Raw genomic sequence first — 25,070 nt, forward strand, 5'->3', positions numbered from 1 at the left:
CGCCCCTCGGACTCCTCACACGGCAACGGCATGATGAGGCGGACGATCCGCTTCCCGCGCCGCCCCACGCCCCCATAACGCCCCGGGAGTCAGTGTTTTGTCCGTGTTCCCGCCAGCTCCCCCCGCCATAGCCCTCGTCGGCGCAGGTCCCCGCGGCACCTCGGTCCTCGAAAGACTCTGCGCCTCCGTCCCTGAGCTGGCCCCGGACATCCCGCTGACCGTGCATGTGATCGACCCCGCCCCGGCCGGCCCCGGGCAGGTGTGGCGCACGGACCAGTCCGACGAACTGCTCATGAACACGGTCGCCTCGCAGGTGACGCTGTTCACCGACGACAGCGTGGCCTGCGAGGGGCCGATCCGGCCGGGCCCCAGCCTGTACGCCTGGGCGGCGGCCGGCGGCGACCCGGCACTGGGTCCCGACGACTATCCGACCCGCGCCTGCTACGGGCGCTATCTGGCCTGGGCGTTCCGCACCGTCGTCGGCAACGCCCCCGACTCGGTCAGGGTGGAGGTGCACCGCGCGCGTGCGGTGCGCCTCGACGACGCCGGTGACGGCTCGCAGTTCCTCGGGCTGGACGACGGGACGGTGCTGTCCGGACTCGGCGCGGTGGTGCTGGCGCAGGGGCATCTGCCGGTGGCCCAGGGCGCGGTGCCGACCCGGCTCGGCGCCTACGCGCAGCGGCACGGACTGCGCCACTTCGCCCCCGCCAACCCGGCCGACCTCGACCTCTCCGGGATCGCCCCGGGCGAAGCGGTGCTGCTGCGCGGACTCGGCCTCAACTTCTTCGACCACATGGCGCTGCTGACGACGGGCCGCGGCGGCTCGTACGTACGGCAGAAGGCCGCGGACGGCGGGGAGCGGCTGGTGTACCGGCCGTCCGGCCGCGAGCCGCGGCTGTACGCGGGCTCGCGGCGCGGCGTTCCCCACCAGGCGCGCGGGGACAACGCGAAGGGCGCGTCGGGCCGGCACCACCCGCTGGTGCTCACCCCCGATGTGATCACGCTGTTCCGCAGGCGCGCGGAAGCGGGCGATCCGCCGGACTTCCTGGGCGAGATATGGCCGAGGATCGCCAAGGAGGTGGAGACGGTCTACTACGAGACGCTGCTCGGCCCGGCCGCCGCCCCGGACTCCGGGTTCCGGGCCGCGTTCCTCGCCACCGCGCACGGCAGCGCGGAGGAGGCGGCGGTCCTGGACGCACACGGCTGCCAGGAGTCCGCGCGCTGGTCCTGGGAGCGGATCTCGCGACCGTACACGGGAGAGTCCTTCGCCGGCCCGGACGCCTTCCGGCAGTGGCTGCTCGGCCATCTGCGGCGGGACGCGGGGCACGCCGCGCTCGGCAATGTCCACGGTCCGGTCAAGGCGGCCCTCGACGTGCTGCGGGACGTCCGCAACGAGGTGCGGCAGATCGTGGACCACCGCGGACTGTCCGGGATGTCGCGCCGGGACCATCTGGACCGCTGGTACACGCCGTTGAACGCCTTCCTCTCCATCGGCCCGCCGCGCCGCCGGATCGAGGAGATGACGGCGCTGATCGAGGCCGGCGTGCTGGAGGTGGTCGGACCGAGGACGACCGTGCGGGCGGAGGGCGGGACCTTCGTGGCCGAATCACCCGACGTGCCGGGATCCGCGGTGACGGCGACGACGCTGATCGAGGCTCGGCTGCCGGAGCCCGATCTGCGCCGCAGCCGGGACGAGTTGCTGGGCCGGATGCTGCGGACCGGCCAGTGCAGGCCGCATACGATCGACGGTTACGAAACGGGCGGCCTCGACGTGTCCGGTCGCCCCTACCACCTGATCGACCGTCAGGGACGGGTGCACCCCGGAAGGTTCGCCGTCGGGGTCCCCACCGAGGGAGTGCACTGGGTGACGGCCGCGGGGGCGCGGCCGGGCGTGGACTCGGTGACGCTTTCGGACGCGGACTCGGTGGCCCGGGCCGCACTGCGCGTGAGCGCACGGCGTGAACTTCTCATGAAGGACGGTCGCCGACCGAATATTGAACTTGCAAGTATTGATTAGGTCTGCCTTACTTACGTCTCATCGGTTTCATGTCCCCAGACCGAAGGAGACCCCCCACATGGCCACTCGTCAGCTGACCTCCCGACTGGATCAGGCCCGGCCGTACGCGCTCGGCGTGTTCCGCATCGTCGTCGGCCTGCTGTTCACCTGCCACGGGGCGCGCTCGCTCTTCGGCGTGCTGGGCGCGGAGAACGCGGGCGGCACGGTGGCGGCGGGCACGTGGCCGGGCTGGTACGCGGCCGTGATCGAACTCGTCGGCGGCGCACTGGTGCTGGTCGGCCTGGGCACCCGCGCCGCCGCGCTCATAGCGTCGGGCGCGATGGCGTACGCCTACTTCACGGTGCACCAGCCCGAGGGCCTGTTCCCGATCCAGAACAGCGGCGAGGGCGCGGCGCTCTACTGCTGGGCGTTCCTGCTGCTGGTCTTCACCGGCCCAGGCGCCCTCGCGCTGGACGGCCTGTTCTCGTCGCGGGGCGGCGCGAACGAGGAGACCGAGCACAAGGGCTCGGCGCCCGTCGCCGCCTGAGGCGCACTGCGTCCCGGGCAGTTCGTGTGAAGCGACCTGCGGAGGTTCGCCCGCGCCGATTCCTCCGCGGAGAGTTCCGAGCGGAGATTCGCTCGCGGTGCCTTCGGCCGCGAGCCGGGTCCGGGTGTCCGGGCCCGGCTCGTCGCTCAACAGCCCTCCACGAGCCCGGAGTCGGGGATCACGACGTGCCGTAGCCACCGAACGGGACCGTGAAGCAAGCCACTCGGGCGCCCGCCCCGCCCTGCACGGCGTGCAGGACGACCGAGTGCGCCCCGCCGCGCCGCAGCCCCCAGTCGTGCCGCGTCTCGGCGTTGCCCTCCCCGGCGGCGTCGGTGGTGAAGTCCAGCCACAGTTCGTTCGCGGGCTCGGCTTCCGGTGCGGCCCGGTGCTGGTAGTGGGGACCTGCCGCGGCCGGGTCCGCGTCGCACGGCGCGGTGTGCACATGGGCGCCGAAAGCGTGCCCCGGCTTCAACCCGCCCACACGCGCACGCACCACCGTCTCCGAGCGCTCGGTCGACTGCTCCACCACGATCCACGCCCCCGGGGGCACGAGCGTCCGGTCGTACGTCAGCGCCGTCGACGGAACGAACGAACCGGGCGGAGCGAACCGCCCGTACGCCGTCAGCGCCACCCCTTCGCCCTCGGCGGGCCCGCCGACGGAACCGGGCGGTCGGGTCCCGTCGGACAGCCGGATCGCTTCGGACAACCGGGCCCCGCCGGACGGTCGGGCCGGGTCGGAGCGCGTCCCGTCGGGCAGGACGAAGCCGCCGGACGTGGCCCGCGCGGCGACCAGGCCGGGCCGGTCGTCGTCGCCGGACCCCTCACCGGCGCCGTAGGCCGCGCCCACGGCCCCCGCCGCCAGTGTCACCAGGGCCGCCGCCCCCGCCAGCGCGCCTGCCGCTGCCACCATGTGCCACTCCTCGTGTCCGGGTGCTCGCCGCCCGCGTACGCACCGTGCCGGCGTACGCACCAGGCCCTCGTACCGCGACCGGCCCGGCAGGGTGTCGAGCCGCGCCCGGAGCGGGGCGACGGCGCGCCCGACTGCACTCGTACGGCCGTGTCCGACTTCACCCCCACCCTGGCGATCTCTCCGATCTGCACAGGCGTACGCTCTGTGGCTGTCATGCCGCCCCTGCCGCTCCCCTGCGACGTCGCGGCGTTGTCGTCCCGTGGGGAGTCGTGGTGTTCGAGGCGGTGGAGCTGCTGACCGGCAGTCCGTGGATCTACGCGGTCGTGGCGCTCTCCGTACTCCTCGACGTGTTCCTGCCCGTGCTGCCGAGCGGTGTGCTGGTGGTCACCGCCGCGACCGCGGCGGCGGCCGGGTCCACGGTCGCCGCGGGACACGGCACCATGGCCGGATCGGCCTCGACGACGGTCGCGTCCGCAGCCGGCCAGGTGTCCGGCGAGCCGCCCTCGCTTCCCGTGCTGCTGCTGTGCGCGGCGACCGCGTCCGTGCTCGGCGACCTGGTCGCCTACCGGCTGGCCTGGCGCGGCGGGGAGCGCCTCGACCGCGCGATCGCTCGCTCCCGCCGGCTGGTCACGGCGCAGGAACGTCTCGGCACGGCGCTGAGCCGGGGCGGCGGACTGCTCGTCGTCATCGCCCGGTTCGCGCCGGCGGGACGCTCCGTCGTCTCCCTGGGGGCGGGCGCGGCGCGGCGCAGGGTGCGGGAGTTCCTGCCCTGGTCGGCCCTGGCCGCCGTGGCCTGGGCGGGCTACAGCGTCGGCCTCGGCTGGTTCGGCGGGCAGTGGCTGGGCGCGACCTGGGTGGGCCTGACGGTGTCCGTCCTCGCCCTCTTCGCCGCCGGCTCCGTCGCTGCCTACGTCATGCGGCGTCCGGCGCCGAAGCCTGCGTAGCCTTCCTCGCGGCGCCTGGGCCTCCGCGCACCTCCAGCCCGTCGAGAAGCCTGCGCGTCGCCTCCGTCACCTCGTCCACGGCGCGGTCGAACACCTCCCGGTTGTGCGCGGCGGGCGCCCGGAACCCGGACACCTTCCGCACGAACTGCAGGGCCGCGGCCCTGATGTCCTCCTCGGTGGCTTCCTCGGGGAGGACCGGCGGTCGAAGGGTCTTGATGCTGCGGCACATGAGTCCAGTGTGGGCCACACCACCGACAAGCGGGCCTCCCCGGGGCCGTCCCTCACTCCACGGTCCCGCGGGCGGCCACCGGCGGCACGACCCTCACGTTGAACTCGTGCGTGCCCAGCGCCCCCGCCACCCCCAGGAACAGCAGCGCGAAGTGCTCCTGCCCCCGCGCTGTGGCGATCCCTCCCAGGTCCAGCAGCGAGCCCTCCGGCCAGCCGAGACCGCCCAGGAGCCCGGCCACGATCCGCTTGGCCCCGGGGTCGTCCCCGGACAGGAACAGCGTGCCCGGCTCGTCCAGCCTGCCCGGATCGGCCATCACCGAGGCGGTCACGGTGCACAGCGTCTTGACGACGGCGGTACGCGGGAACGCCTCCTGGAGGATCTCGCCCAGGCTGCGGCCGGGATGCGCGAGCCCGTCGCCCTCGAAACCGACCGCCGGGTCGAGCAGCACCTTCCCGTCCAGCACGGCCGGGCCGAGCGCCTGCAGCAGCGCGGGTGACTCCGTGCCGGGCGTCGCGTTCACGATCACCTCGCCGTGCGCCGCGGCTGCGGCCTGCCCCACGACGGGCAGGCCGGCGACGGACCGCCGCCCGGGCTCGCGGGAGCCGAGGACGACGTCGTGCCCGGAGGCTCGCCAGGCGGCCCCCAGCGCCCCGGCGACGTTGCCGGTGCCGATGATTCCGACGCGTTTCGGGCTGAGTCCGGTGCTCATAGGCCGACGCTAACCGCGCTGCGCCGGCCGCGAATCGGGCCGAGGGACCAGCCGGGTCCCGTACCGGGCCTAGGCCTTGGGAGGTACACGCCTCGTTCGGTCCGGACGAGCCATCGGGGCTGAGGCCGTCCGCATCAGGCGGAGCGGAACGGGCCGTCAGGATCAGGCGCGCATCACGCGGCGCGCGTCAGACGAAGGACCGGGCCCGTGCGCGGGGCCCGAGGGGCGGCGTCGGCGGCCCCGGCCTCCTCGTCGGCCTCGGCGGCCCCGGCCTCCTCGTCGGCCTCGGTGTCCTCCGCCCGCTCGGCGGCCACGGCAGCGGCCCACTCCACGAGCAGGACCTGGTACTTCGCCTCGTCCGCGGCGGACAGCCGGCTCCCGGACTTCGCCCACAACGCTCGAATCTCCGCATTCACCACGGCAGCGGACCGCACGGAACCAAGCTCGCGAAGGGTTGGGGACATGGGCACAAGGTTACGCGGCGGGACCGACAACCGTGACCCGCCGAACCGCCGCGGTGACGCACACCACTGGCCATCGGACCGGGGTTGTCGCTGGTGGGGCCACCGGAGACCCCGGTTCGACGTGTCCTCTCTCACACCTCCCAACGCCTTGGTCGCCGCGCGGAGTTTGCGAGAACACTGATCCGGCGTTCACGAGGATTGATGACCCGTTCCCGGGAGTGGCCGCGTCCCCCTTCCGGATCACGGCGGTGCCGCGATCAGGTCCGCCGCGGCTGGGCGCCGCTCCGGATCACGGCGGTGTCCCGTGCCCCGGCGGCGCCGCGTACGGCGGGAACCGCGGCCCCGGGCGCGCTCGTGTCCTCGTACGGGTGCGAGGGAAGCCGGCGGGTATCGCGGGGGGAACCGTGCAGATCATCGAGGTGACCGGGTACGCCGTCAGATCCGCAGTGATCACCATGAGGCGGAGGGGGACGCCGCTCGAGTTCGTGATCTTCCCGATGCTGCACGTGGCTTCGCCGGCCTTCTACTCCCAGGTGCGCATCAGGCTCAGGGAGTGCGACCTCGTAGTCGTCGAGGGAATCCGGGGGAAGTCGGTCCGGGTGAGCGCCCTCACCCTCGCGTACCGGTTCGCCCCTCGCCGACGGCGCAACGGACTGCAGGAGCAGCGCGAGGAGCTGCTCCTGCCCGAGGGGGTGCCCGTGATCAACCCGGATGTGACCGCGGAGGAGGCGATCGCGGACCTCAGGACGCTGCCGCGCTGGACGTACCTGCTGCTCATGGTCGCGGCGCCCGTCATGGGCCTGGTGTTCGCGCTGCGCGGCCCGCGTGCCTTCCTCGACGAGGACCTGGTGGTCGAGGATCTGCCGTCGACGTTGCGGGCGGAGCTGCTGGCCGACGATCCCGTGGGGCACGCGATGACCGACCGGCGCGACCGCCGGTTGCTCGACGCGCTCGGCGAGATCCACGCGGAACGCGGCGGTGAGCCGATCCGGGTGGCCGTCGTCTACGGGGCCGGCCACGTCCCGGAGATCGTCTCGGGGCTGGGCGATCGGTACGGCTACCGGCCCTGCGAAGCGGAATGGCTCACCGTGCTGGTCCCGGCGTAGCCCGCCGGCGGGAGGCCCGGCCCGCACGGATCCGTACCGGGAGCGGTCGACGGTGTGGTCTGCTGGGCCCATGACCGATCTCTGGCCCGAGACCACTCCCGGCCTCCTCCGTCTGCCCTCCGGGCGGCTCGTGCGGGGGCGCGGCCTGCGGCACCCGCTGCCGGACGGCCCCGCACCCACGTACGCGGTGTATCTGCTGGGCAAGTGGCCCCCCGAGGTCCCCTGGGAAGCCGACTGGCTGCACTGGCCGGACTTCCGGCTGCCCGGCGACAGGGACCGCGCCCGCGACGTGCTGGGCGAGGTCTGGGCGCGGGCCGCCACGCAGCGGGTCGAGGTCGCCTGCGGGGGCGGGCGCGGCCGTACCGGCACCGCTCTGGCGTGCCTGGCCGTCCTCGACGGCGTACCGGCCGCCGAGGCGGTGGCCTTCGTACGACGCCACTACGACCGGCACGCCGTCGAAACTCCCTGGCAGCGTCGGTACGTTCGCCGTTTCCCGGCTTCCGTGGGCCCGTCGCACGGAGGATGATGCGGTAGGCAGCATCCGCACCGGACCTGGGGGGAGCATGCGCTCTCGAGCCGCGGCCTCCGCACTCGCCTTGGCCTCGTTGATCACCCTCACCACCGCCTGTGAGGACACCGCCGGCCCTTCCGGCAAGCCCGCGCCGCCGTCCGCCTCCGACGACGCCGGTGCCGGCGCGACGCCCGGCGCCGCGCCGGCGCAGCTCCCGGACCTCGTCGGCATGGGGCTCCAGTCCGCCCAGGACAAGGCGCAGTCGCTCGGGTTCCACGCCCTCACCTCCCATGACGCCCTCGGCCGCGGGCGCAACCAGGTCCTGGACCGGAACTGGAAGGTCTGCTCCCAGAAGCCCCGCCCCGGCGCGCACCCCACCCGGACGAAGATCGATCTCGGCGCGGTGAAGCTCGAGGAGACGTGCCCCGCCCAGGACAAGGGCGGCACTCCCACGACCGCGAGCGCCACCATGCCGGACTTCACGGGGAAGTCGGTCAAGGTCGCCCGCCGGTCGCTCGATTCGTCCACCGGCCTCAGGATCGAGGACGCGTCGCCGGACGGCCGGATCGTCCTCGTCGAGTCCAACTGGCAGGTCTGCACCCAGGATCCGGCACCTGGCGCGCCGCTGAACGGGCGTCCGGTGACGCTGACGGCGGTGAAGTTCGACGAGGCCTGCCCCTGAGGGCCGTCCCGTAGGTGCGTTGCTCACGAGCCGTGGTTCTCCGGGCGGGCGTCCTCCCGGCGCCGGGTCGTGCGCCCGGCGCGCGCTGCGTCGCCCCCGGGCGATCCCCCGTCCGGGTGGCGGCAGCGGGTCCGCACCCCCGACCGGACCCCGACGCACCACGCTGGACCGGACCTGAAGGAGAGTCCGCATGGTGCCCAAACCTCCGTCGTGCCCGCAGTGCCCCTCGCGCCCGCCGCTGTGGAAGGACACCACCCGCACCGCGCCGGGCTTCGAGGACCGGTGGCGTTGGTACTGCACCCACTGCACGAGGCGCTGGGCACCCACGCCGGAGCACCGGCTCAGGTTCACGGTCTTCCCACGCGTCCCGCAGCGCCCGCTGCGGTGACCTCCGGCGCCCGCCGGCCCCGGGCGGACCGGCAGCGGACCGGCCCCTCAGAGCAGGTCCTCGATGGTGATCGGCAGCTTGCGTACCCTGCGGCCGGTGGCGTGGTGAACGGCGTTGGCGATCGCTGCCGCCGCGCCGACCTGGCCGATCTCTCCGACTCCCTTCACGCCCAGGGGATTGACGATGCTGTCCTCGACCTCGATGAGCTCGACGTCGACGTCCGGGGCGTCCGCGTTGACCGCGACCAGGTACTCGCCGAGGTTCGAGTTGACCCAGCGGCCGGTGTCCGGATTCATGTAGTTGGCTTCCAGCAGCGCCTGGCCGAGGCCCCACAGCATGCCGCCCGTCAACTGACTGCGGGCCGTCCTCGCGTTGAGCACCCGGCCGGGCGCGAAGGCTCCGGTCATCCGCCGTACGCGGACCAGACCCAGTTCCGCGTCCACCGCGACCTCGGCGAACTGGGCTCCGAAGGTCATCATCCCGTAGGGAACGTCACCGGACGGCGGGCTCCACTGACCCGAAGCCTCCGCGTCCGGCTGGAAGTTGCGCTGCAGCAGTTCGGTGTACGCGTCGGTGGCGGTGCCCGCGATCATGACGCCGTCCCGTACGACCACGTCGACCGTGTCGGCTCCGTGCAGCGGTGAACGGGGGTCGGTGACGGCCCGCTTGATCAGCTGCTCGCGCAGCCCGGTGGCCGCGGCGTGCACCGCCGCGCTGATCATTCCGGCGCCCGCGGAGCCGACCGCCGCAGCGATGTTGGGGAGGTCGGTGTCACCGTTCTCGAAGCGGCAGCGGTCCACGCTCACGCCGAGGCCCTCGGCGGCCACCTGGGTCATGACCGTGGCGACGCCGGTGCCGAAGTCCGGAGTAGCGGCCTGGACGACGGCGGTGCCGTCGGCGTAGAGACGGGCCCGGGCGCGCTGGGGGTTGGCGGGCGGGGCGACCGGATAACAGGCGGCGGCCATGCCGGTACCGATCAGCCAGTTGCCCTCCCTGCGGGTGCCCGGCCGGGGGTCGCGGCCGGCCCAGCCGAAGCGCCGGGCCCCGCGCTCGTAGCACTCCCGCTGACCGCTGCTGGACCAGGGTCGGCCCGACATGGCGTCCACGTCGGTGTAGTTGCGCAGCCGCAGTTCGACGGGGTCCATGCCGAGCTCGTGGGCGAGTTCGTCCATCGAGCACTCGAGTGCGTACATCCCGCTCGCCTCGCCGGGTGCCCGCATGAACGTGGGTGTCATGGTGTTGGCCCGGAACAGCCGGTAGACGCCCTCGTAGTTGGGGCACGCGTAGATCTCCGAGGAGACGCCGATCGACGGTTCGGCCCAGTCGTCGAAGTGGGAGGTCGGGGACAGCTTGTGGTGCCGGATCGCGGTGAGCCGGCCGTCGCGCGTCGCCCCCATCGTCAAGTGCTGTTCCTGCTCTTCGCGGTGCCCGACGGAGGTGAACATCTGCTCGCGCGTGAGCACGAGCTTGACCGGCCTGCCGACCTCCCGGGCGGCCATCGCTGCGAGCGCCGAATGGGCGTGGATCATCGCCTTGCAGCCGAAGCTGCCGCCGACGTAGTGGCCCATGACCCGGATCTTCGACATCGGGAGGCCGAGCAGCCGGGAGACGGTCATCTGAGTGGCGTTGACGCCCTGGGTGGTGTCGTACAGCAGGAGCTCGTCGCCTTCCCACTGGGCGGTGGTGCACGCGGGCTCGATGGGGTTGTGGTTGTTCGCCGCGTAGGTGAACGTGCCGTCCACAAGTACGTCCGCCTCCGCCAGCCCGGCTGCGACGTCGCCTCGCTCGATACGGCCCGGTATCCAGCCGCCGAAGATCTTCTCGGGCACGTACGTGTCGTCCCGGCCCTGGTCGAGGGTGGTGACGGGGGTGCTCTCCGCGTACGAGACGCGCACGAGCCGTGCCGCGTGCTGCGCCCGTTCCCAGGTGTCGGCGATGACGACGGCGATCTGCTGGCCCGCGTAGTGGACGGTGTCGTCCTGCATGGGGAAGAACGTCTGCCCCGGCGCCGCCGTGCCGGCCAGGGAGGGGATGAGCGGTGGCTGCTCGGCGATCCTCGGCAGGTTCCGGTGGGTGAGGACCGCGAGGACGCCCTCCTCGGCGCGTGCGGCGCTCACGTCGATGTCGGTGACCCGGCCGGCGGCGATGCGGGAGCCGACGACGTACGCGTACGCCGTGTCCGGCACGGGGATCTCGGCCGAGTACCGGGCGTGACCGGTGACCTTGGGGCGGCCGTCGACCCGGTCGAGGGGCTGCCCGATGGCGGAGGGCGTGGTCGTGGTCATGGCGAACTCCCGCTCCCGGCACCTGGGCCGGTGCCGTCGCCGAGCGTGTCGAGGGCGCGGACGATCGCGCGCTGTGCGAGTTCCACCTTGAAGGCGTTCATGGGCGTGGGCCGGGCGTCGGCCATCTCCACACGCGCGGCCAGGGCGAAGTTGTCGCGCACGGTGGCCGCCCCGATCAGGAAGTCCTCGGCCCGCCTCGCCCGCCAGGGCTTGGTGGCGACCCCGCCCAGGGCCATCCGCACGTCCGCGATCGTGCCGTTCATGACGGAGAGCGCGAGCGCCACCGAGACGAGCGCGAACTCGTACGACTCGCGGTCCCGGACCTTCAGGTAGAGGGAGTGCCGGGCCAGCGGCATGGCGGGGACCTCGATCCCGGTGATCAGCTCTCCGTGTTCCAAGGGGTGTTCGCGGTGCGGGGAGTCACCGGGCAGGAGGAAGAAGTCGTCGACGGGGTACGCGCGTTCGCCGTTCGGTCCCAGCGTGTGCACGCGCGTGTCGAGCGCAGTCAGGGCCACGGCCACGTCGGACGGGTGGGTGGCGATGCAGTGTTCGCTGGTACCGAGCACCGCGTGGCCACGGCTGAATCCCTCGATGGCCGAGCAGCCGGTGCCGGGCTCGCGCTTGTTGCACGCGGACTCGGCGTCGCGGAAGTAGGAACAGCGCACGCGCTGCAGCAGATTGCCGCCCATCGACGCCATGTTGCGCAGCTGCGCGGATGCCCCCAGCTCGAGAGCCTGGGCGATCAGCGGGAAGCGCTCGCGGACGACGGGGGCGGCGGCGACGTCGCTCATCCGCGCCAGCGCGCCGATGCGCAGACCGCCGTCCGGCGTGCCCTCGATACCGGTCAGCGGGAGGTCGTTGATGTCGACGAGCCGCCGGGGGTTGAGCACGTTCTGGCGGAGCAGATCGACCTCGGTGGTCCCACCGGCGAGGAAGTCGCTGGTGGGGTCGGTGCTCACGGCGGCGACGGCGGTCGCCGTGTCGGTCGCGCGGAGGTAGGTGATCGGCCGCACGGCGGGGCTCCCTACGTTCGGTCGCGGACCGTCACGGGTCCTGGTCCGCGTTCGGTGGGGGCTGCGTACGGTCTCGGACTAGGCGCGGTCGCGGACGGCGCGTATCGCAGCCCGGATGTGGGGGTAGGCGGCGCAGCGGCAGATGTTGCCGCTCATCCATTCCTTGATCTCGGCGTCGTTCCCGGCGTGTCCCTCCTCGATCAGCGCCACGGCGGACATGATCTGGCCGGGGGTGCAGAATCCGCACTGGAATGCGTCCTCGGCGATGAAGGCCCGCTGCATCTCGTGCAGTTCGCCCTCCCCGGCCAGGCCCTCGACGGTCGTCACCTCACGGCCTTCGCAGGTCATGGCGAGGGTGAGGCAGGCCAGCACCCTCCGCCCGTCCACCCACACGGTGCATGCTCCGCAAGTGCCCTGGTCACAGCCCTTCTTGGCACCCGTCAGATCCAGCCGCTCACGGAGCGCGTCCAGCAGGCTGACACGGGGCTCGATGTCCAGTGTGTGCTCGGTGCCGTTGACCGACAGCCTGACCCGGACCGGGCCAGGGCCCCGTTCCTCGAGTGCCGCCCCCCGTTCGGTCAGGGCCGGGCCGCGTGCGGACATGGCACACCTCCAGAGAAAGCACCTCTTCATGCTCATACACATGGAAAAGTGCCGCAACCGTAGGATTTGCGACATGAGCCGGAGCGTGCTTGAAGCCCGGGAAGCGGTCACCGTCGTCTACACCTGGGAGGTGGTGCCCGGCAGGGAGAGGAGTTCGAGCAGTGGGCCCGCCGGCTGCTGCGACGCCGGCTGTATCCGGAGTCCTGAGCCGGGCGGCCGAGGAGCGGCGCCCCGGCAACGCGAACGAACTCCTAGAAGCCTTCGTCCAACGGCGACAAGGTCACCTCGATCTCCCCGACAGTGGCCGACCACCGCTCTCCGCGCACCACCGCCGCACGCCCCTCGTCGAGCATGCGGGACCGCATGAGGCGCGCCGATTCGCCCAGGTTCCTGCCCTCGGGACCGGTCATGACGCGTTCCCTGATGCGTGTCACGGAACGGTCCAGCGCGGCCGCGGCACTCTCCACGTCGGGCACTTCCTCACCCGCCGACGCCACCGACGACACTTGCCAGGACATACGCACGCCCATGCGGGAAGTCTAGTGCCGATCAGGCAACCTTCGCCCCGTCGCGCAAACCGTGCCCGACGCGGCACCAGTTGGAAGGGATCAGTGCTTCAGGGCGACCTTGACCGCCACGATGAGCAGGCCGAGGACCAGGTTCGCCGCCCCTGCCGCCAGCACGATGCGCCCCGACGCCCCCGCCCTGAACGCCGCCACGGCCGCCCAGCCGACCTGACCCGCCACCGCGACGCAGAGCGCCAGCCACACCGTCCCCTCCAGCCCGAGCCCCAGCAGCGGGCTGACGGCGACCGCGACGGCCGGTGGGACGGCCGCCTCGAGGATCGGCCGCTCGGCGAGGCACACGCGCCGGATCTCGTGCGCGCTCGGCGACACGTACGCGATGCGCTCCCCGAAGAGCCGGGCGAAGACGTGCGCGGCCCAGAAGACCACACCCGTACAGAGCAGAAGCAGTACGAGTTCCAGGCGCGGGAACGAACCGAGCGTCCCCGCGCCGACGACCACCGAAGCGGCGAGCAGCGAACCGTACACGGCACCCGTGTAGTCGCCCCGCGAGGACGCGACCGCCGGTGCTGCCGGCCGGCGCTCGGCAGGGGTCTGGCCTGTCATGCCTCCAGTGTCGCGGGGCACCCCGCAGCCCGCGCGGCCACCCGGGGCCGAACAGGCACGAACCCGAGAGGAGCGGGCAGGTACGGCCCCGGGCACACCCCTGAAGCCGGTCCGGCGGGGCTCAGAGCTCGTCCTCCGCCACCGCCCACTGCGGCCGGACCGTCGACGACGCCGCCCGATGACCAAGGGGGCGCGCCTTGTCGCCCGTGTGGGGCGAACCGCCCGGGCGGCTTTCCGCGGGACGCTGATGACCGTACGCGTCGTACCCCGCTCCGGGGCCGCCGGTGCCCGTACCGCCGGCACCGGCCGTACCGTCGCCACCGCCGAAGCCGCCGCCACTGCCGACTCCGCCGCCGGCGGCCCGCCGGCCACCCACGCCGGCACCACCCCCGCCGACCCGCCCGCCGCTGCCGAAGCCACCTGATCTCGGCGCGGGCTGCTGGTCGAGGTGCCACGGTCGGGTGTCGGCGGACCCGCGGGCCGGTGACAGCCGGGCCACGGTCTGGTGGGACATGCCGAGCAGTCGACACGCGTCGCCCTGGCTCATGCGCAGGTCCTCGACCAGGGTGCGCACGGCGCCGGACAGCGCCTCCCGCTCGGCCGAGTCGGCCGCGGCGCGCCGTCTCCGCGCCTCCGTCACCGCGTGCAGCAGGGGGGCGAACTCGGGAACAACCAGGTCCACGGTGACCGCGTCGGGACGCATCCCGAGTGCCTCGGCGACGGCCTCGCGGGCCATGTCCTCGGCCTCGTCGAGGGTGCGGCACTGCGTGTGGATCGCGAGTTCCGGAATGTCGACGGCCCACCACCGGCCGATTCTGCGCAGACGCGCCTGATAGCCAGTGCTCATGGGGACTCGGCCTCCTTCGGTTCTCGGCGGCAGGATCCGGCCGTCCCGCAGCTGCCCCCGCGGGCACTTCACGGGCGCTGGAGCGCGTGCTCCACGGGCGCTTCCGCGGGGCGGTTACCGGAGGGCCCGCGTGCCGCGAGAGCGGTACGCGGCACCCGCTCGGCCGCTTCGGGGGACGGATGCAGCTCGACGGACGGATGCACGGGAGACGGATGCATCGGGGACGGACGGGACAGGGTCGTACCGGCGCCGGTGGGGTCAGCGCCGACGGCCGACCCGGTGCGGACACGACACGGCGATCAGCCGATGCACAGCCCGACCAGGCAGACCTGGACCGGCGACCCGCCCGGCGTCGTGGGCAGCAGCCCGGCAGGCGGCGTGGCCGGACCGGGAGGTTCGACGGCGGCAGGCGGCGAGCTGGTCTCCGGGGCCGGCGTCGCGGGGGCGTTGCCGCCGGGTGCCTCCTCCGGTGCCTGCGGCGTGGACGGCGGGGCAGCGGGCTGGTCGGCGGTGGACCGGGACCCGGTCGACTCGCTCGACACGGCGTTCTGCGACTGCCCGGTCGTACCCGCCCCCGTCCCGGCCCTGGCGTCCTCCCGAGGCGCCGCCGACTCGGCGGCGGGCCTCTGGTGAGTCCTGGCCGTCGGCGGGCGGTCGGTGCCGGGCCGCTGCGAGGCCTCCGTGGCCGGTGCCCCGGCCGACGCGCCGCCGGGCGACGCCGACCCGGACGGAGTCACCGCCGCCGACGGCTCCGGTGGTGCGGAGGCCTGCGCGTGGCCGGCGGAGGGCTTGCCATTGGGCAGCGCGGCGATCGTGAGACCACCGCCGACCAGGGCGACGGCCGTCGCGGCCGCGGCCCGGCGCCGGTGCTTCTTCCACCGCGCGAGCTGCCGCCGCCGAGCCGCACGGCCCTGCCCGGTGGCAGCGCCGCCGGTGGTGCCGGCGTCCGCGTCGGCGTCGTCGCCCGTGGGCACGCCGGGGCCGTCGACCGGCCCGGCAGTGTGCGGCGGGGAGGTGTCCAGTGGGGCGTCGAAGTAGGCGGCGCCGCTGGGGTAGGAGCCCCGGTCGCGGACGTCCTGCCCGTCCGTCGCCAGTCGCGCGGTGACGGTCGACGTTCCAGCGCCGTGGTGCCGATGTGAAGGCGGGGCGATGTCCGGGGCGTAGGCACCGCAACCCGGGCACACGAGTGCCCCGTTGAGGTCTCTGCGGCACGAAGTGCAGTAGTCCATCTGCGGTCTTTCTGTGCTGACTGCGCCGCCAGGGACGCCGGCGAACTGTACACGCACGCGGGATCGAGCGGCCAGTAACGCTAACGGCCCGATCCGAACGGTGCGCGCAGCCCTTGTGATACTGCTGCGAAGATTTCCCGGCGGTCACCACGGCTATTCCAGGTCCGGTCGCCACGAATCGGACGACCGGGACGCCGTGCCGTGAGGCCCGCGACTTTCCGCAAGATTCCGATCACGCTTTACGAATCGGATCACGGACCTCACCGGCATACGCGGCCCAGTCGCGCGAAATCCGTCAGAGCCGACGAACCCGCGCGGCGATCCCATGGCCGATCAACAGGTAGATCAAGGCCGGGAGACCGTAATTGAGGATGACCCGGAGACCTTCGCTGTCCATGGTGAAGATGTCCTGCGACCAGCCCGCGAGCCAGTCGGCCACGTCATGGACGAAGCCGACGAAGACGTTTCCCTGGTTGGCGCCGAGCAGATGGAGCAGGATCCAGAGAATCAGAAATCCGGCGGCTATGTCCGCGATCGTGTGGATGACCACGGCCGCCCGGTTTGCTCCGGCGCCGTCCCGGTTGGGGTGATAACCCTCCCGCTGCGGCGGATAGGGGCTGTAGGGTTCATTTACCGGCATGGGTTCATGGGGGTTGCTCATGCCCTGCCTGCTTGCCTCACGCGAATGCGGGAAACCTTTTTCAAACCTGCGATTGCATATCGATTTCACCGGTGGATCGGGCCTTGGCGCCGGAGCTGAATGAATATCGCCGTGAACGGGTCCGTACGGGCGCCCGCGCCGGAGCTCAACGCCGGAAGGCGTCCACATGCCGGGCTCGGTCTCCCGCGCCGCGCGGTCGAAGGTCGGCATGCCTCCGAAGAACAGCCCTCCGCCGACGAGCAGACCGACCACGATCAGGACGGGCACGAGCGCCGCCGCCGGTACCGCGCGTACGAACAGCGCGATGACCGTCCACACGAGTGCGCAGATCGCGTCGGGCAGTTCGACGCGCCCGAGGTCGAACGCCGCCTTCCTGCGGTCCAGTCGCCCGCGCACCGCCAGGTGGGGACGATCGCGCGAACCAACGAACGTGCGAACCACCGACCGTCTGAACCCCCGACCGTGTGAGCCGCGCCGGACAGGCCGCCGGGGCGCGCGTCCTCGTACTCCCTGGAGGCACGCCGAACCTCCGCGAGCCACGGCGGCCGCACCCCGCCACCCCGCACGGCAGGACCGTCGACCACCGCCGCGGGCCGCCGGACCGGGCGGGCCCACGGAGGGGTGATCCTGTGGGCGGGTGTGCGGCGCGCCATTCGGCCGGTTCCCCGGCGCGTCGGGCGTAACGTCGGGACCGGAAGCGGCGGGGCCGGCACCGGCTGCCCGGCCGTCTGCCAGGCGACCCTGCTGTGGAATGAGGCGAGGCCGTGGGTGGAAGCCGCCGCTGCGACGTGGTCCGCAGCACCTTCTCGACACCGGACGTGGAACGGGGCCTGGAATCCCTGGCCTCCGCGTACGGGACACGGATCCAGGTGACACGGCCGACCGTGGGCGACGGGCTCTACAGACACGAACGGCGGGCGATGGGCCCGCTCGCGCTGGACTCGATCACCTTTCCCATGGACGTGTCGTACGACGTGGAGCCGGTGGGCCCGCTGATGGTCCTGGAGGTCGTGTCCGGGGCCATGACGGTCGACTGCGACAGCCTCAGCAGCAACTCCGCCGCCGGGGCCGTCATGGCACCCGCCCAGCCGGGCATCCCCTTCCACTCCCATCTGGACCATCTCCGCACCCGCGTCGCCGTCATCGAACCGGCGCTGCTCCGGGAAGTGTCGGGTCTGGGCCGGGAGGAGTCGCCCGGATCGCTGCGTCTCCTGCGGCAACAAGCCGCGGCCGAACCGGCGCACGCGGCGCTGTGGCGTTCGGCGACGCGCTATGTCTGGGACCTCTTCGGCGCCGAGGGCGCGGCCGGCACTCCGCTGGTCCTGGACACGGCGGCCCGCATGCTGGCCGGCGCGGCACTGGCCTTCTTCCCCAACACCTACACCGCGCAAGAGCCGTTGCTGCGCGGACCCGGCCACGTCGGTGAGACCACCATGCGCCGGGCCGTCGCGTACATCGACGCCCACGCCGAGGGGCCGGTCGCGCTGTCCGACATCGCCGCTGCGGCGGGCGTGTCCGCCCGGGCCCTCCAGTACGGCTTCCGCCGCCACCACGGCACCTCCCCCATGGGCTATCTGCGCCGGGTACGCCTCGAACGCGCCCACCGCGAACTCCAGGCGGCCGCGCCGTCGGACGGCGAGACGGTCGCAGAGATCGCCGCACGCTGGGGCTGGGGCAAACCGGGGAACTTCTCGGTCGTCTACCGGCGGGCGTACGGGATCTCCCCCTCGACGACTCTGCGGGACGACGGCGGCGCGACGACAGCCCCGTCATGACCGGCACCGGCGGCGTGACGAGCACGAAGCCCCCCGGACCGGTCACCCCGAGGACCGGTGGCGCGACGCGAACGGAGCCGTCCCGCCCTGCCGTCACGAGGACCGGAGGCGGCGTCACGCGCACGGAGTTCCGTACCCGGCGCGCGGAGGAGGCCGGACGGTACCTGGGGGACGCCTACGGACTGAGCCTTCGACTGGGAGCCGCGACGGACGGGCCCGAGTACAGCCTGGTCCGCACGGACGCCGGAGCCTTCACCGACGGCGTGGTCTCCCTGCCCGCCCGCATCGAGTTCAGCACGGACGAGGTGACCGACCTGACCGTCGTCGCCATGTCGGCCGGGCTCTTCGAGCGCACGGCCGCCGGAGTGGACGAGCGGTTCACGGCGGGGGACGTCCTGCTCGTACGCCCGGGTGGACGGCCCTGCTTCGCCCGCCACACCGGCACCTGCTGCGCGACCGTGAACCTGTCGGCCGGGCTGCTCGCCGAGGCGGCCGCCACCGCGAACCCCCGGCGCCCGGGGGTCCCCCGCTTCACCGGCTCGGCCCCCTCGGACCCTTCACTCGCCGCCTTGTGGACCCGTACCCGGGACTTCGTCGCGGAGACGCTCGCCTCCGGGGTCACCTCGCCGCTGGTGCTCGGACAGGCGGGCCGACTGCTGGCCGCCACGGCGCTCACCGTCTTCCCCAACACCGCCACCGCCGAAAGCCCGTTGCCGGCCGACACCCGCGACGCGACCCCCGGCACCCTGCACAGGGCGATCGCCTTCATCGACGCCAACGCCCACGCCGACATCTCCCTGGCCGACATCGCCGCCGCCGTCCACGTCACGCCCCGCGCCCTGCAGTACGCCTTCCGCGGCCACGCCGACACCACTCCGCTCACCCATCTGCGGCGCGTACGGCTGGCCCGCGCCCACGCCGACCTCAAGGCCGCGGCCCCCGGGGCCGGGGCCACCGTCGCCGGCATCGCCACCCGCTGGGGCTTCGCCCACCAGGGCCGATTCGCCGCCGCCTACCGCCGGTTGTACGGCACGAGCCCCGGCGCCACCCTCCGCGGCTGACACCCGCGACGGGCCCCGGCCCCCCGGTCCCGCACTCGTGCGGGTCCGAACAGGGTCCCGGCCGACAAGAGTTCACCAACCGCTCGCGACGCAAAGGCTGTGCAGGACGCGCGTAACACGGCACTCTGGATCCGCCCGTGGACTGGCCACGTGGCGCGCACCAACTCCCGTCCTTGGTACGGAGGTTCTGCATGCGTCGCCGATCCGCCCTTCCGCTCGCCGCACTCGCCCTGGCGCTCCCCGCCGTTCTGATTCCGGCGCAGACCGCCTCAGCCGCCCCCGCAGACAAGCCCCAGGTGCTCAGCTCCTGGACCCAGACCAGCGCCTCCAGTTACAACGCCTGGGCAGCCGCCCGGGCCAATCAGGGCGCCTGGAGCGCCTACGGCTTCGACTGGACCACGGACTACTGCTCCTCCTCGCCCGACAACCCGTTCGGTTTCCCTTTTCAGATGTCATGCGCACGACATGACTTCGGCTACCGGAACTACAAGGCCGCAGGAACGTTCAGCGCCAACAAGACCAGACTCGACTCGGCGTTCTACGAGGACCTGAAGCGCGTGTGCGCCCGCTACTCGGGCGCCACCCGCACCTCGTGCAACGGCACGGCATGGACCTACTACCAGGCCGTGTCGATCTTCGGCTACAAGGCTCCGGAGGAGACCCGGGCCGCGTAAGCCCGTGTGCGACCGTGGGCCCCTCGCTCCGGCGAGGGGCCCACGGGACGTCCCGCCGACGGGGAGCGCCGCCCGCGTGCAGCACCCGTCCCGACGACCGGCGGCATCGAGCCCCCGTTCCGACGACGGAAACGACCTGCCCCGAACGCTCACCCTCTGCCCTCGGCCGGTCACTCGCCCACCCGTCGCCGCACCGGCTGCTGCCGTCGCCGGCGCCTGAAACACGCCGGGCTGCCGGAGGCCGCGCACTACTGCGCCTCGCCTGCCGAACGGCGCGCTCTTGCCTGCCGCGCAATAGTGGATGAGGGGGCCTTGGGCGTTGCCGCAAGCCTCACGCGAAGGAGCCGGTCATGTCGTACCCCGAGTATCCGGAACCGCGGTACCTCGGGGCAGGAGGCGAGGTCAACGCCGTCTTCAGACCGGCGGACACTCCTGCCGACATCTCCTCGGAATCGGGCAACCGGACGAGCTACCTCGCGACGCACGCCAGGACGGGCGGGGAGTACGGGCTGTACCGCGTCGACCTGGCTCCGCGCTCACCGGGGCCGAGCACGCACTTCCACCGGGCCATCTCGGAGTCGTTCTTCGTCCTGGAAGGGGAGCTGAACCTTTTCAACGGCGAGGCCTGGACGGCCGGGCACCCCGGCGACTTCCTCTACGTACCGGTCGGCGGACTGCACGCGTTCCGCAACGACTCGGACGCGCCCGTGTCCATGCTGCTGCTGTTCGTGCCGGGTGCGCCCCGTGAGGAGTACTTCGAGCGGGTCGGCGAGATGGCGCGCAAGGGCGGCAAGGAGTTCGCGGATTTCCTCGTCCGTCACGACTCGTTCTTCGTCGACACCGAGGGTTTTCCCGGCAAGACGTGACTGATGCCCGGTCGAAGCGGGAAGTTGGGAGCCACCGCGGGCTGCGGCAGGGTGATTCCGGTGCGGTCGATGGCCCGAAGCAGGGGCCCACGCGCTGGTGACGTTGAACCGATCGGTGTACCGGCAGGAGCACTCCAACTCGCTCTGGCACACAACGGAACGGGGCAAACCGTGTTGCGCAGCAGGCACGAGTCGGATTCGATCACGGTCATGACCGATGGCGCCACGATCGACATTGCCGACGACCAGATCCTCGCCAACCGGATCATCCGCGGGCTCATCGCGATCCGCGAGCACCTCGGCTGCTCCCTCCGCGAATCACTGGAAGTCTTCGCCGCCCGATACGAGGCGTTGCGCGACGAAAGGCCTGACGACTTCGTGTGCACTCGTGACGAGTACTGGGTGGGCTTCTACTCCTGAGGACCGGCGAGTCCGCTCTCACGCCCTGGACACTCGTGCCGCACCCTCCAGGCTCAGCCGTCCGCCCGAGTGCCAATCGCCCACGCACCTGGATCGGTTCGCAATCGTGTACGTTGCCACGGGATCCATAGTGTTCTGTCGGGGGCGCCGTTGAATTTGCAACATCAGACCACGAACCTCGTCAACGCGTCCTGGTCCATGGTGCGGCTACGCGACCTGATCTTCGAGATGCCGAGTCTCCCTTTCTCGGAACTCGGCGAGAACGGGGGCATGGCGGTCGACGGTGAAGGCCGGGCCTTCGCCACCGTGTACAAGGAAGCCGTCAAGACGGTCTGCGACAAGGCCGGGTTTGCCCACCAGGTCATGGCCAACGGCGCGGGCGCTCTCGCTGCGGGGGCGTTGTGGCTGGTGGGCGCGGACGGTTTCGAACCGCCGACATCCGCTTTGTAAGCCTGGCGGCGACATCTAAGACGTCGCCCCAGCTCATCCTGTGTGTGCGCTGCGACGGCCGTTACGAAGCCTGCGGCGCCGCGGTACTCCTCAAATGACCGTGGCTGACCGCTCGACCTGGCGCGGATGCTCAAAGCTCAATGCGTTTGCGCGCGACGTCGTCGGCAGGCTCTCCGTAGCGGAGCACAACGTGCGCCGGCCGAAACGGGAGCGCGCGCAAGCCAGGCTCCATCACCCGGTACAGAGCATCGGCATCAGGGCCATAAGCAAAGATCACCACCTCACCCCCACCGATCTCATTGCCATCGACCTCACCCAGACCGGCAGCTTTGACCGCGACCTCCATGGATCGCTCAGCTTCAAAGACCATTGACCACTGGTCGGGTTCTCCGAGGTCGTCACCGCCCAGCTGGAAGCGAGCGATCACGGCGTGCTCCGGAAGGCGCTCCGGCAAGTCGAAGAGTGCGTCCTGCATGGCAGCACCCTTCCACTGAGCTCTGACAGTCGCTCTGTGACCGCATCGCGGTTCGCAGGGCTTCGAGTTCGGTCCTGGGAAACGGCCGGCCCCACAGAGCTCGTAGGCCTCGTCTCCCAGATCGTTGTCGATCCGGTCGAAGGCTCGGACGGCCGTCCGTGCGAGGGCCGCGATCGTGTGGCGCCCTGACCAGAGAACCGTCCCTGAGCTGTGCGGCACACGGTCGTCGTCGGCCCTGACCAGACGAACATCGACCCACGAACCACTCCGATGGAAGAACCACCGGTAGACCTGCGGCTCCCCTTCCAGCTCGGCGCGTGTGTCTTCGTCACCCAACACCAGCCTGGCCACGGCATACAGGAATTGCTCGGCTCCGTCAGTGACGTATGAGGCGATGACCTCCGCCTCACCTTGATCGTCCCCCACCTTGACGAAGGCCCAACCGTGACTGTGCAGAGTCCACGTGATCGTTAGAGATCTCATCGCATCCCCCTGACGCGGACCCTATGACGAGGCGCGCAGGACGTCCAAAGACATGAGCTTGGGAATCACAGTGCTTCCGGGCGCCGTTGACGTCTTGGCCAGCGCCAACGGGTGAAAGGCTTGCGCTATTCGCAGGCGACGCCATCACCGTCGCGGTCCAGGTGCCTACCGTAGCCGGCATCCCCAGTGCGGATCGGAGCGGCGCCAGCGGCGCGCACCTCGGTGCAGTTCGCGTAGTAGGCCGAACCGCCGGACCCACTGCCGTCGTCGCTGTCGTCCGCCGCGGGGGCCACCGTGACACGGATGGTCTTCGTCTTCGTCACAGTCGGCGCGGGTTCCGGTTCGGCCGTCACGGTCTTCGTGGCAGCCGGCGCCGGAGTGGCGGTCACCGTCGCGGTCACAGTTGCAGCGGGTGCCGCCTTCTTGCTCGCTGCGGTGTCGGTCTTCGTCTCGCCGTCAGACCCGGCGACGATGCCTATGAAGAACACCATCAGCGCAGCCGGGATCAAGATCCGCTTGCGTGCCCACTTCGGGCGCTCCGGCTGCGGAGTCGGCGGCACGTACGGGCTGGGGCCCCCACTGGCGGGCGGCTGACCCCAAGGTGGTGGCTGCGAAGGCGGATTGTGCGACATGGATCCCCCCAAGGGAAGGCGACGAAGGGAGCTAACCGTAGGGGACACGCTGTTGCTTACTGGGCAGTTTCGCCAGATAGGTGGTCCTCTCCAAGCACTTGCGACACCAGCTTTAGGAGTTCGATCTGGGACCGTTCCGGCTGCTGCTGCCTACTGATGCGGCGGCCGGACGAAGACGCTGGTGTGCGCCTCCGTCCGGCTCCGTTGATGTCAGCCGTGGATGTCAGGAGCCTTCTGATCCGTAGCTCTAGCCGAGTCGGTCAGCGGCGGCCATACCGGTCGCTTCGCGGCCCTGGAGGGACGGTATCGGGCGGGGACGGTTACTGGCGTTGCGGTACGCAGCAGCTGTACCGCAACCAGACGGCACCGACCACCTGGGCGTGCAGGACGAACTGCATTGGCCCCACGCTTCTTTGCAAGTGCGCTGCACGCGTGACTCTTGATCAATTCTATGTGATCGTCGTGGTCTGTCCGAGCGGGGCTGACCTCCGCGCTCGGAATTTCGCAAGCGCGACGGTGTCGCGCGATCTGTTGGGGGAAGCCTTGTTCAGTTCCAAGTCCCGCACGTTCAAGTCCGCGTGCGCGCTTTCGCTTGCCGGTGCCACTCTGGCAACCATCGCCCCTACCGCCTCTGCTGCCGAGCAGCCTGCGCAGCGTCCCGCCAAGGTCGTTGCCACCGACAGCAGGGGTGGCGCCTTCCTCGACCTCGCGTCTCAGGGCTACACCTACGAGGAAGCCGTTGAGGCCTTCAAGGACTCTGACGTCGTCACGGTCGTGCGAGGGGAGATCCCGGCCGAGGACCAGGCCGAGGGCCCCAAGAGGGTCGCACGAGGCGTCACCCTCGGCTGGTACGTCTACGTGAAGCTGAGCAAGTCCCAGGCCACCGCCATCAACTACGGTAGCGCCGCCACTGCGGCGGGCATCATCGGCGCGATCACCGGAGGAATCGGCGGTGCGGTCGCGGCCGGCGTCTACACTTATATAGCCACCCTCGGAGCCGAAGGCATCGCCAAGTGCAAGAAGGGCGTCGAGATGAAGTTCAGCTACACGGGCAAGGCACGCGGCGTGAAGTGCTACTAAGGGGGTCAGGTCAAGGATGAGTAGCCGCAGATCGACAACGATCGGGGCGTTGGTCGCGGTCTTCGCCTTCTTCCTTGGCTTGCTCATCCATGACCAGTTGAGCTCGCCAGGCGGTGACCTCGGCCAGGCGCTGATCATCTTCGCGCTTGTTGCTGTACCGGGCGCTCTCCTGGTCGCATGGCTGGCAGGCGCAGGGCGCCGGAATCGCTGAGCGCCGCTGGCCACGGGCGGGATCACTCGATCTTGAAACCGTCGTGGCAGCGTTGTCACCGTTGATTCAAATCCCACACCCATCGCACGTGAACGGCCTCTGACCACGCAAGACGGTCAGGGGCCGTTGTGCTGTGCGGTTCCCGCTCGGCTCCGTTGTTCCCCCCGGGTCCCCATGCGATCGGGCACGGTAGGGGCACGCGAGACCGCAAAACTGCGCGGCCGCGCCCGGGCACCTGAAGCCCTAGTTTGGAAGACGCCGTATGCGGATGGCGGCTGACCTGCCAAGCCCTTGACCTGGACGGGAGCGTGGTTGGTGCCGCTGTTCCCCTTGAGTCCCCGATACCTCCCGCTGGGGTCACGTCCGTTGGAGTGGTGTATCGACGGCCACTCGGCGATCTCGTTTTGAGGCTATGCGGTGAGTTCGGTGGGCAGGAGGGTGTCGTTGTTTTCTGACTCGATCGGGTGGAGTCGGGCCTTGGCCAGCAGGTCGCGGCCCATGTAGCGGCGGGCTTCGGTCCACTCGTCGTTCTGCTCGGCCAGGACCGCCCCGACCAGCCGGATGACGGCGGTGCGGTCGGGGAAGATGCCGACCACGTCTGTGCGGCGGCGGATCTCCTTGTTCAGCCGCTCCTGCGGGTTGTTCGACCAGATCTGTCGCCAGATCTCACGCGGGAAGGCCGTGAAGGC

The 25,070-nt window shown here is 71.5% G+C and carries 29 protein-coding genes; 14 read left to right on the top strand and 15 right to left on the bottom strand.

Translation table 11 applies throughout. The features are described 5' to 3' along the window. The first annotated feature begins 103 nt into the window (after positions 1–103). Both BLT82_RS27345 and BLT82_RS27350 read left to right on the top strand, forming a co-directional pair. The gene (locus tag BLT82_RS27345) at positions 104–2,017 is read left to right on the top strand and encodes an FAD/NAD(P)-binding protein (protein ID WP_244529651.1); all 1,914 of its coding nucleotides are present in this window, start codon (positions 104–106) and stop codon (positions 2,015–2,017) included. A 58-nt stretch (positions 2,018–2,075) separates the two neighbouring features. After that, positions 2,076–2,543: a DoxX family protein gene (locus BLT82_RS27350; RefSeq protein WP_093659510.1), complete on the top strand. Its 468-nt coding sequence runs from the start codon at positions 2,076–2,078 to the stop codon at positions 2,541–2,543. A 178-nt stretch (positions 2,544–2,721) separates the two neighbouring features. On the opposite strand, the gene BLT82_RS38195 is transcribed toward BLT82_RS27350, so the two are convergent. Then, positions 2,722–3,453, bottom strand: coding sequence for a superoxide dismutase family protein (locus BLT82_RS38195; protein WP_244529652.1), 732 nt, complete (start codon positions 3,451–3,453; stop codon positions 2,722–2,724). Between the two features lie 272 nt (positions 3,454–3,725). Between BLT82_RS38195 and BLT82_RS27360 the strand changes: the two genes are divergently transcribed. Next, positions 3,726–4,397 carry a DedA family protein gene (locus BLT82_RS27360; RefSeq protein ID WP_093659512.1) on the top strand — a complete coding sequence of 224 codons (672 nt, stop codon included), beginning with the start codon at positions 3,726–3,728 and terminating at the stop codon, positions 4,395–4,397. On the opposite strand, the gene BLT82_RS27365 is transcribed toward BLT82_RS27360, so the two are convergent. From BLT82_RS27365 to BLT82_RS27375, 3 genes are all read right to left on the bottom strand, one after another. Then, complete coding sequence (locus tag BLT82_RS27365) at positions 4,366–4,626, bottom strand: DUF2277 domain-containing protein (protein WP_093659594.1); 261 nt, start codon at positions 4,624–4,626, stop codon at positions 4,366–4,368. The genes BLT82_RS27360 and BLT82_RS27365 overlap by 32 nt on opposite strands. Positions 4,627–4,678: 52 nt before the next feature. Beyond that, a complete protein-coding gene (locus tag BLT82_RS27370) occupies positions 4,679–5,335 on the bottom strand; it encodes an NADPH-dependent F420 reductase (protein ID WP_093659514.1) in 657 nt (218 codons plus the stop codon). Positions 5,336–5,508: 173 nt separating this feature from the next. Then, entirely contained in the window at positions 5,509–5,799 is a 291-nt protein-coding gene (locus tag BLT82_RS27375; RefSeq protein ID WP_244529657.1) for a hypothetical protein, read from the bottom strand. A 404-nt stretch (positions 5,800–6,203) separates the two neighbouring features. Here BLT82_RS27375 and BLT82_RS27380 point away from each other — a divergent pair, with 404 nt between their 5' ends. From BLT82_RS27380 to BLT82_RS27395, 4 genes are all read left to right on the top strand, one after another. Beyond that, positions 6,204–6,905, top strand: coding sequence for a hypothetical protein (locus tag BLT82_RS27380; protein ID WP_093659516.1), 702 nt, complete (start codon positions 6,204–6,206; stop codon positions 6,903–6,905). 70 nt (positions 6,906–6,975) lie between these two features. Beyond that, a complete protein-coding gene (locus BLT82_RS27385; RefSeq protein ID WP_093659518.1) occupies positions 6,976–7,431 on the top strand; it encodes a phosphatase domain-containing protein in 456 nt (151 codons plus the stop codon). Between the two features lie 37 nt (positions 7,432–7,468). Beyond that, positions 7,469–8,098 carry a PASTA domain-containing protein gene (locus BLT82_RS27390; RefSeq protein WP_093659520.1) on the top strand — a complete coding sequence of 210 codons (630 nt, stop codon included), beginning with the start codon at positions 7,469–7,471 and terminating at the stop codon, positions 8,096–8,098. Between the two features lie 190 nt (positions 8,099–8,288). Continuing rightward, positions 8,289–8,486, top strand: coding sequence for a hypothetical protein (locus BLT82_RS27395; RefSeq protein ID WP_244529653.1), 198 nt, complete (start codon positions 8,289–8,291; stop codon positions 8,484–8,486). Positions 8,487–8,533: 47 nt separating this feature from the next. On the opposite strand, the gene BLT82_RS27400 is transcribed toward BLT82_RS27395, so the two are convergent. From BLT82_RS27400 to BLT82_RS27440, 8 genes are all read right to left on the bottom strand, one after another. Then, positions 8,534–10,771, bottom strand: coding sequence for a xanthine dehydrogenase family protein molybdopterin-binding subunit (locus BLT82_RS27400; RefSeq protein WP_093659522.1), 2,238 nt, complete (start codon positions 10,769–10,771; stop codon positions 8,534–8,536). Continuing rightward, complete coding sequence (locus BLT82_RS27405; RefSeq protein ID WP_093659524.1) at positions 10,768–11,784, bottom strand: FAD binding domain-containing protein; 1,017 nt, start codon at positions 11,782–11,784, stop codon at positions 10,768–10,770. Before BLT82_RS27405 ends, BLT82_RS27400 begins: the two co-directional genes overlap by 4 nt. Before the next feature lie 78 nt (positions 11,785–11,862). Next, positions 11,863–12,387 (bottom strand): (2Fe-2S)-binding protein, encoded by a 525-nt coding sequence (locus BLT82_RS27410; RefSeq protein ID WP_093659526.1) that lies wholly within the window; start codon positions 12,385–12,387, stop codon positions 11,863–11,865. Positions 12,388–12,638: 251 nt separating this feature from the next. Continuing rightward, the gene (locus tag BLT82_RS27415) at positions 12,639–12,917 is read right to left on the bottom strand and encodes a hypothetical protein (RefSeq protein WP_093659528.1); all 279 of its coding nucleotides are present in this window, start codon (positions 12,915–12,917) and stop codon (positions 12,639–12,641) included. Between the two features lie 78 nt (positions 12,918–12,995). Continuing rightward, a complete protein-coding gene (locus tag BLT82_RS27420) occupies positions 12,996–13,517 on the bottom strand; it encodes a hypothetical protein (RefSeq protein ID WP_093659530.1) in 522 nt (173 codons plus the stop codon). A 121-nt stretch (positions 13,518–13,638) separates the two neighbouring features. Next, complete coding sequence (locus BLT82_RS27425; protein WP_093659532.1) at positions 13,639–14,364, bottom strand: type II toxin-antitoxin system HicB family antitoxin; 726 nt, start codon at positions 14,362–14,364, stop codon at positions 13,639–13,641. A 299-nt stretch (positions 14,365–14,663) separates the two neighbouring features. Further along, complete coding sequence (locus BLT82_RS38605; protein WP_167746103.1) at positions 14,664–15,593, bottom strand: SCO2400 family protein; 930 nt, start codon at positions 15,591–15,593, stop codon at positions 14,664–14,666. A gap of 295 nt (positions 15,594–15,888) precedes the next feature. Beyond that, positions 15,889–16,233, bottom strand: coding sequence for a hypothetical protein (locus tag BLT82_RS27440; protein ID WP_093659538.1), 345 nt, complete (start codon positions 16,231–16,233; stop codon positions 15,889–15,891). Between the two features lie 785 nt (positions 16,234–17,018). On the opposite strand from BLT82_RS27440, the gene BLT82_RS27450 reads away from it, so the two are divergent. The 6 genes from BLT82_RS27450 to BLT82_RS27475 all read left to right on the top strand — a co-directional run bounded on the left by BLT82_RS27450 (position 17,019) and on the right by BLT82_RS27475 (position 21,500). Beyond that, positions 17,019–18,029, top strand: a complete 1,011-nt coding sequence (locus BLT82_RS27450) for an AraC family transcriptional regulator (RefSeq protein WP_143041551.1) — start codon at positions 17,019–17,021, stop codon at positions 18,027–18,029. Then, positions 18,026–19,090, top strand: coding sequence for a helix-turn-helix transcriptional regulator (locus tag BLT82_RS27455; protein WP_208868051.1), 1,065 nt, complete (start codon positions 18,026–18,028; stop codon positions 19,088–19,090). Before BLT82_RS27450 ends, BLT82_RS27455 begins: the two co-directional genes overlap by 4 nt. A gap of 191 nt (positions 19,091–19,281) precedes the next feature. Then, on the top strand, positions 19,282–19,764 hold the full coding sequence (locus BLT82_RS27460) for a phospholipase (protein ID WP_093659544.1): 483 nt from the start codon (positions 19,282–19,284) through the stop codon (positions 19,762–19,764). A 350-nt stretch (positions 19,765–20,114) separates the two neighbouring features. After that, positions 20,115–20,630, top strand: coding sequence for a cupin domain-containing protein (locus tag BLT82_RS27465; protein ID WP_093659546.1), 516 nt, complete (start codon positions 20,115–20,117; stop codon positions 20,628–20,630). A gap of 210 nt (positions 20,631–20,840) precedes the next feature. Then, a complete protein-coding gene (locus BLT82_RS27470; RefSeq protein WP_093659601.1) occupies positions 20,841–21,050 on the top strand; it encodes a hypothetical protein in 210 nt (69 codons plus the stop codon). A 150-nt stretch (positions 21,051–21,200) separates the two neighbouring features. After that, the gene (locus BLT82_RS27475) at positions 21,201–21,500 is read left to right on the top strand and encodes a hypothetical protein (protein ID WP_208868052.1); all 300 of its coding nucleotides are present in this window, start codon (positions 21,201–21,203) and stop codon (positions 21,498–21,500) included. Between the two features lie 130 nt (positions 21,501–21,630). Here the strand turns inward: BLT82_RS27475 and BLT82_RS27480 are convergent, their stop codons facing one another. Both BLT82_RS27480 and BLT82_RS27490 read right to left on the bottom strand, forming a co-directional pair. Continuing rightward, positions 21,631–21,975, bottom strand: a complete 345-nt coding sequence (locus tag BLT82_RS27480; RefSeq protein WP_093659548.1) for a hypothetical protein — start codon at positions 21,973–21,975, stop codon at positions 21,631–21,633. A 608-nt stretch (positions 21,976–22,583) separates the two neighbouring features. Next, complete coding sequence (locus BLT82_RS27490; protein WP_342029426.1) at positions 22,584–22,949, bottom strand: excalibur calcium-binding domain-containing protein; 366 nt, start codon at positions 22,947–22,949, stop codon at positions 22,584–22,586. Positions 22,950–23,633: 684 nt separating this feature from the next. On the opposite strand from BLT82_RS27490, the gene BLT82_RS27495 reads away from it, so the two are divergent. After that, complete coding sequence (locus BLT82_RS27495) at positions 23,634–24,170, top strand: hypothetical protein (RefSeq protein WP_093659552.1); 537 nt, start codon at positions 23,634–23,636, stop codon at positions 24,168–24,170. A 621-nt stretch (positions 24,171–24,791) separates the two neighbouring features. Here the strand turns inward: BLT82_RS27495 and BLT82_RS27500 are convergent. Then, positions 24,792–25,070 (bottom strand): transposase (locus tag BLT82_RS27500; RefSeq protein ID WP_208868053.1); only part of this gene is annotated, 279 nt, incomplete at its 5' end.

It is taken from the genome of Streptomyces wuyuanensis, from assembly GCF_900103455.1.
In the GTDB taxonomy this organism is placed as follows: Bacteria; Actinomycetota; Actinomycetes; order Streptomycetales; family Streptomycetaceae; genus Streptomyces; species Streptomyces wuyuanensis.

Excerpts from the sequence above, each read along its gene's own strand:
- BLT82_RS27385 (WP_093659518.1), top strand. The coding sequence starts at position 6,976 with ATGACCGATCTCTGGCCCGAGACCACTCCCGGCCTCCTCCGTCTGCCC.
- BLT82_RS27390 (WP_093659520.1), top strand. The coding sequence starts at position 7,469 with ATGCGCTCTCGAGCCGCGGCCTCCGCACTCGCCTTGGCCTCGTTGATC.
- BLT82_RS27400 (WP_093659522.1), bottom strand. The coding sequence starts at position 10,771 with ATGACCACGACCACGCCCTCCGCCATCGGGCAGCCCCTCGACCGGGTC.
- BLT82_RS27415 (WP_093659528.1), bottom strand. The coding sequence starts at position 12,917 with ATGGGCGTGCGTATGTCCTGGCAAGTGTCGTCGGTGGCGTCGGCGGGT.
- BLT82_RS27350 (WP_093659510.1), top strand. The coding sequence starts at position 2,076 with ATGGCCACTCGTCAGCTGACCTCCCGACTGGATCAGGCCCGGCCGTAC.
- BLT82_RS27410 (WP_093659526.1), bottom strand. The coding sequence starts at position 12,387 with ATGTCCGCACGCGGCCCGGCCCTGACCGAACGGGGGGCGGCACTCGAG.
- BLT82_RS27420 (WP_093659530.1), bottom strand. The coding sequence starts at position 13,517 with ATGACAGGCCAGACCCCTGCCGAGCGCCGGCCGGCAGCACCGGCGGTC.
- BLT82_RS27470 (WP_093659601.1), top strand. The coding sequence starts at position 20,841 with ATGACCGATGGCGCCACGATCGACATTGCCGACGACCAGATCCTCGCC.
- BLT82_RS27375 (WP_244529657.1), bottom strand. The coding sequence starts at position 5,799 with ATGTCCCCAACCCTTCGCGAGCTTGGTTCCGTGCGGTCCGCTGCCGTG.
- BLT82_RS27455 (WP_208868051.1), top strand. The coding sequence starts at position 18,026 with ATGACCGGCACCGGCGGCGTGACGAGCACGAAGCCCCCCGGACCGGTC.
- BLT82_RS27480 (WP_093659548.1), bottom strand. The coding sequence starts at position 21,975 with ATGCAGGACGCACTCTTCGACTTGCCGGAGCGCCTTCCGGAGCACGCC.
- BLT82_RS27365 (WP_093659594.1), bottom strand. The coding sequence starts at position 4,626 with ATGTGCCGCAGCATCAAGACCCTTCGACCGCCGGTCCTCCCCGAGGAA.
- BLT82_RS27460 (WP_093659544.1), top strand. The coding sequence starts at position 19,282 with ATGCGTCGCCGATCCGCCCTTCCGCTCGCCGCACTCGCCCTGGCGCTC.
- BLT82_RS27440 (WP_093659538.1), bottom strand. The coding sequence starts at position 16,233 with ATGCCGGTAAATGAACCCTACAGCCCCTATCCGCCGCAGCGGGAGGGT.
- BLT82_RS27425 (WP_093659532.1), bottom strand. The coding sequence starts at position 14,364 with ATGAGCACTGGCTATCAGGCGCGTCTGCGCAGAATCGGCCGGTGGTGG.
- BLT82_RS27395 (WP_244529653.1), top strand. The coding sequence starts at position 8,289 with ATGGTGCCCAAACCTCCGTCGTGCCCGCAGTGCCCCTCGCGCCCGCCG.
- BLT82_RS38195 (WP_244529652.1), bottom strand. The coding sequence starts at position 3,453 with ATGGTGGCAGCGGCAGGCGCGCTGGCGGGGGCGGCGGCCCTGGTGACA.
- BLT82_RS27465 (WP_093659546.1), top strand. The coding sequence starts at position 20,115 with ATGTCGTACCCCGAGTATCCGGAACCGCGGTACCTCGGGGCAGGAGGC.
- BLT82_RS27490 (WP_342029426.1), bottom strand. The coding sequence starts at position 22,949 with ATGGTGTTCTTCATAGGCATCGTCGCCGGGTCTGACGGCGAGACGAAG.
- BLT82_RS38605 (WP_167746103.1), bottom strand. The coding sequence starts at position 15,593 with ATGGACTACTGCACTTCGTGCCGCAGAGACCTCAACGGGGCACTCGTG.
- BLT82_RS27370 (WP_093659514.1), bottom strand. The coding sequence starts at position 5,335 with ATGAGCACCGGACTCAGCCCGAAACGCGTCGGAATCATCGGCACCGGC.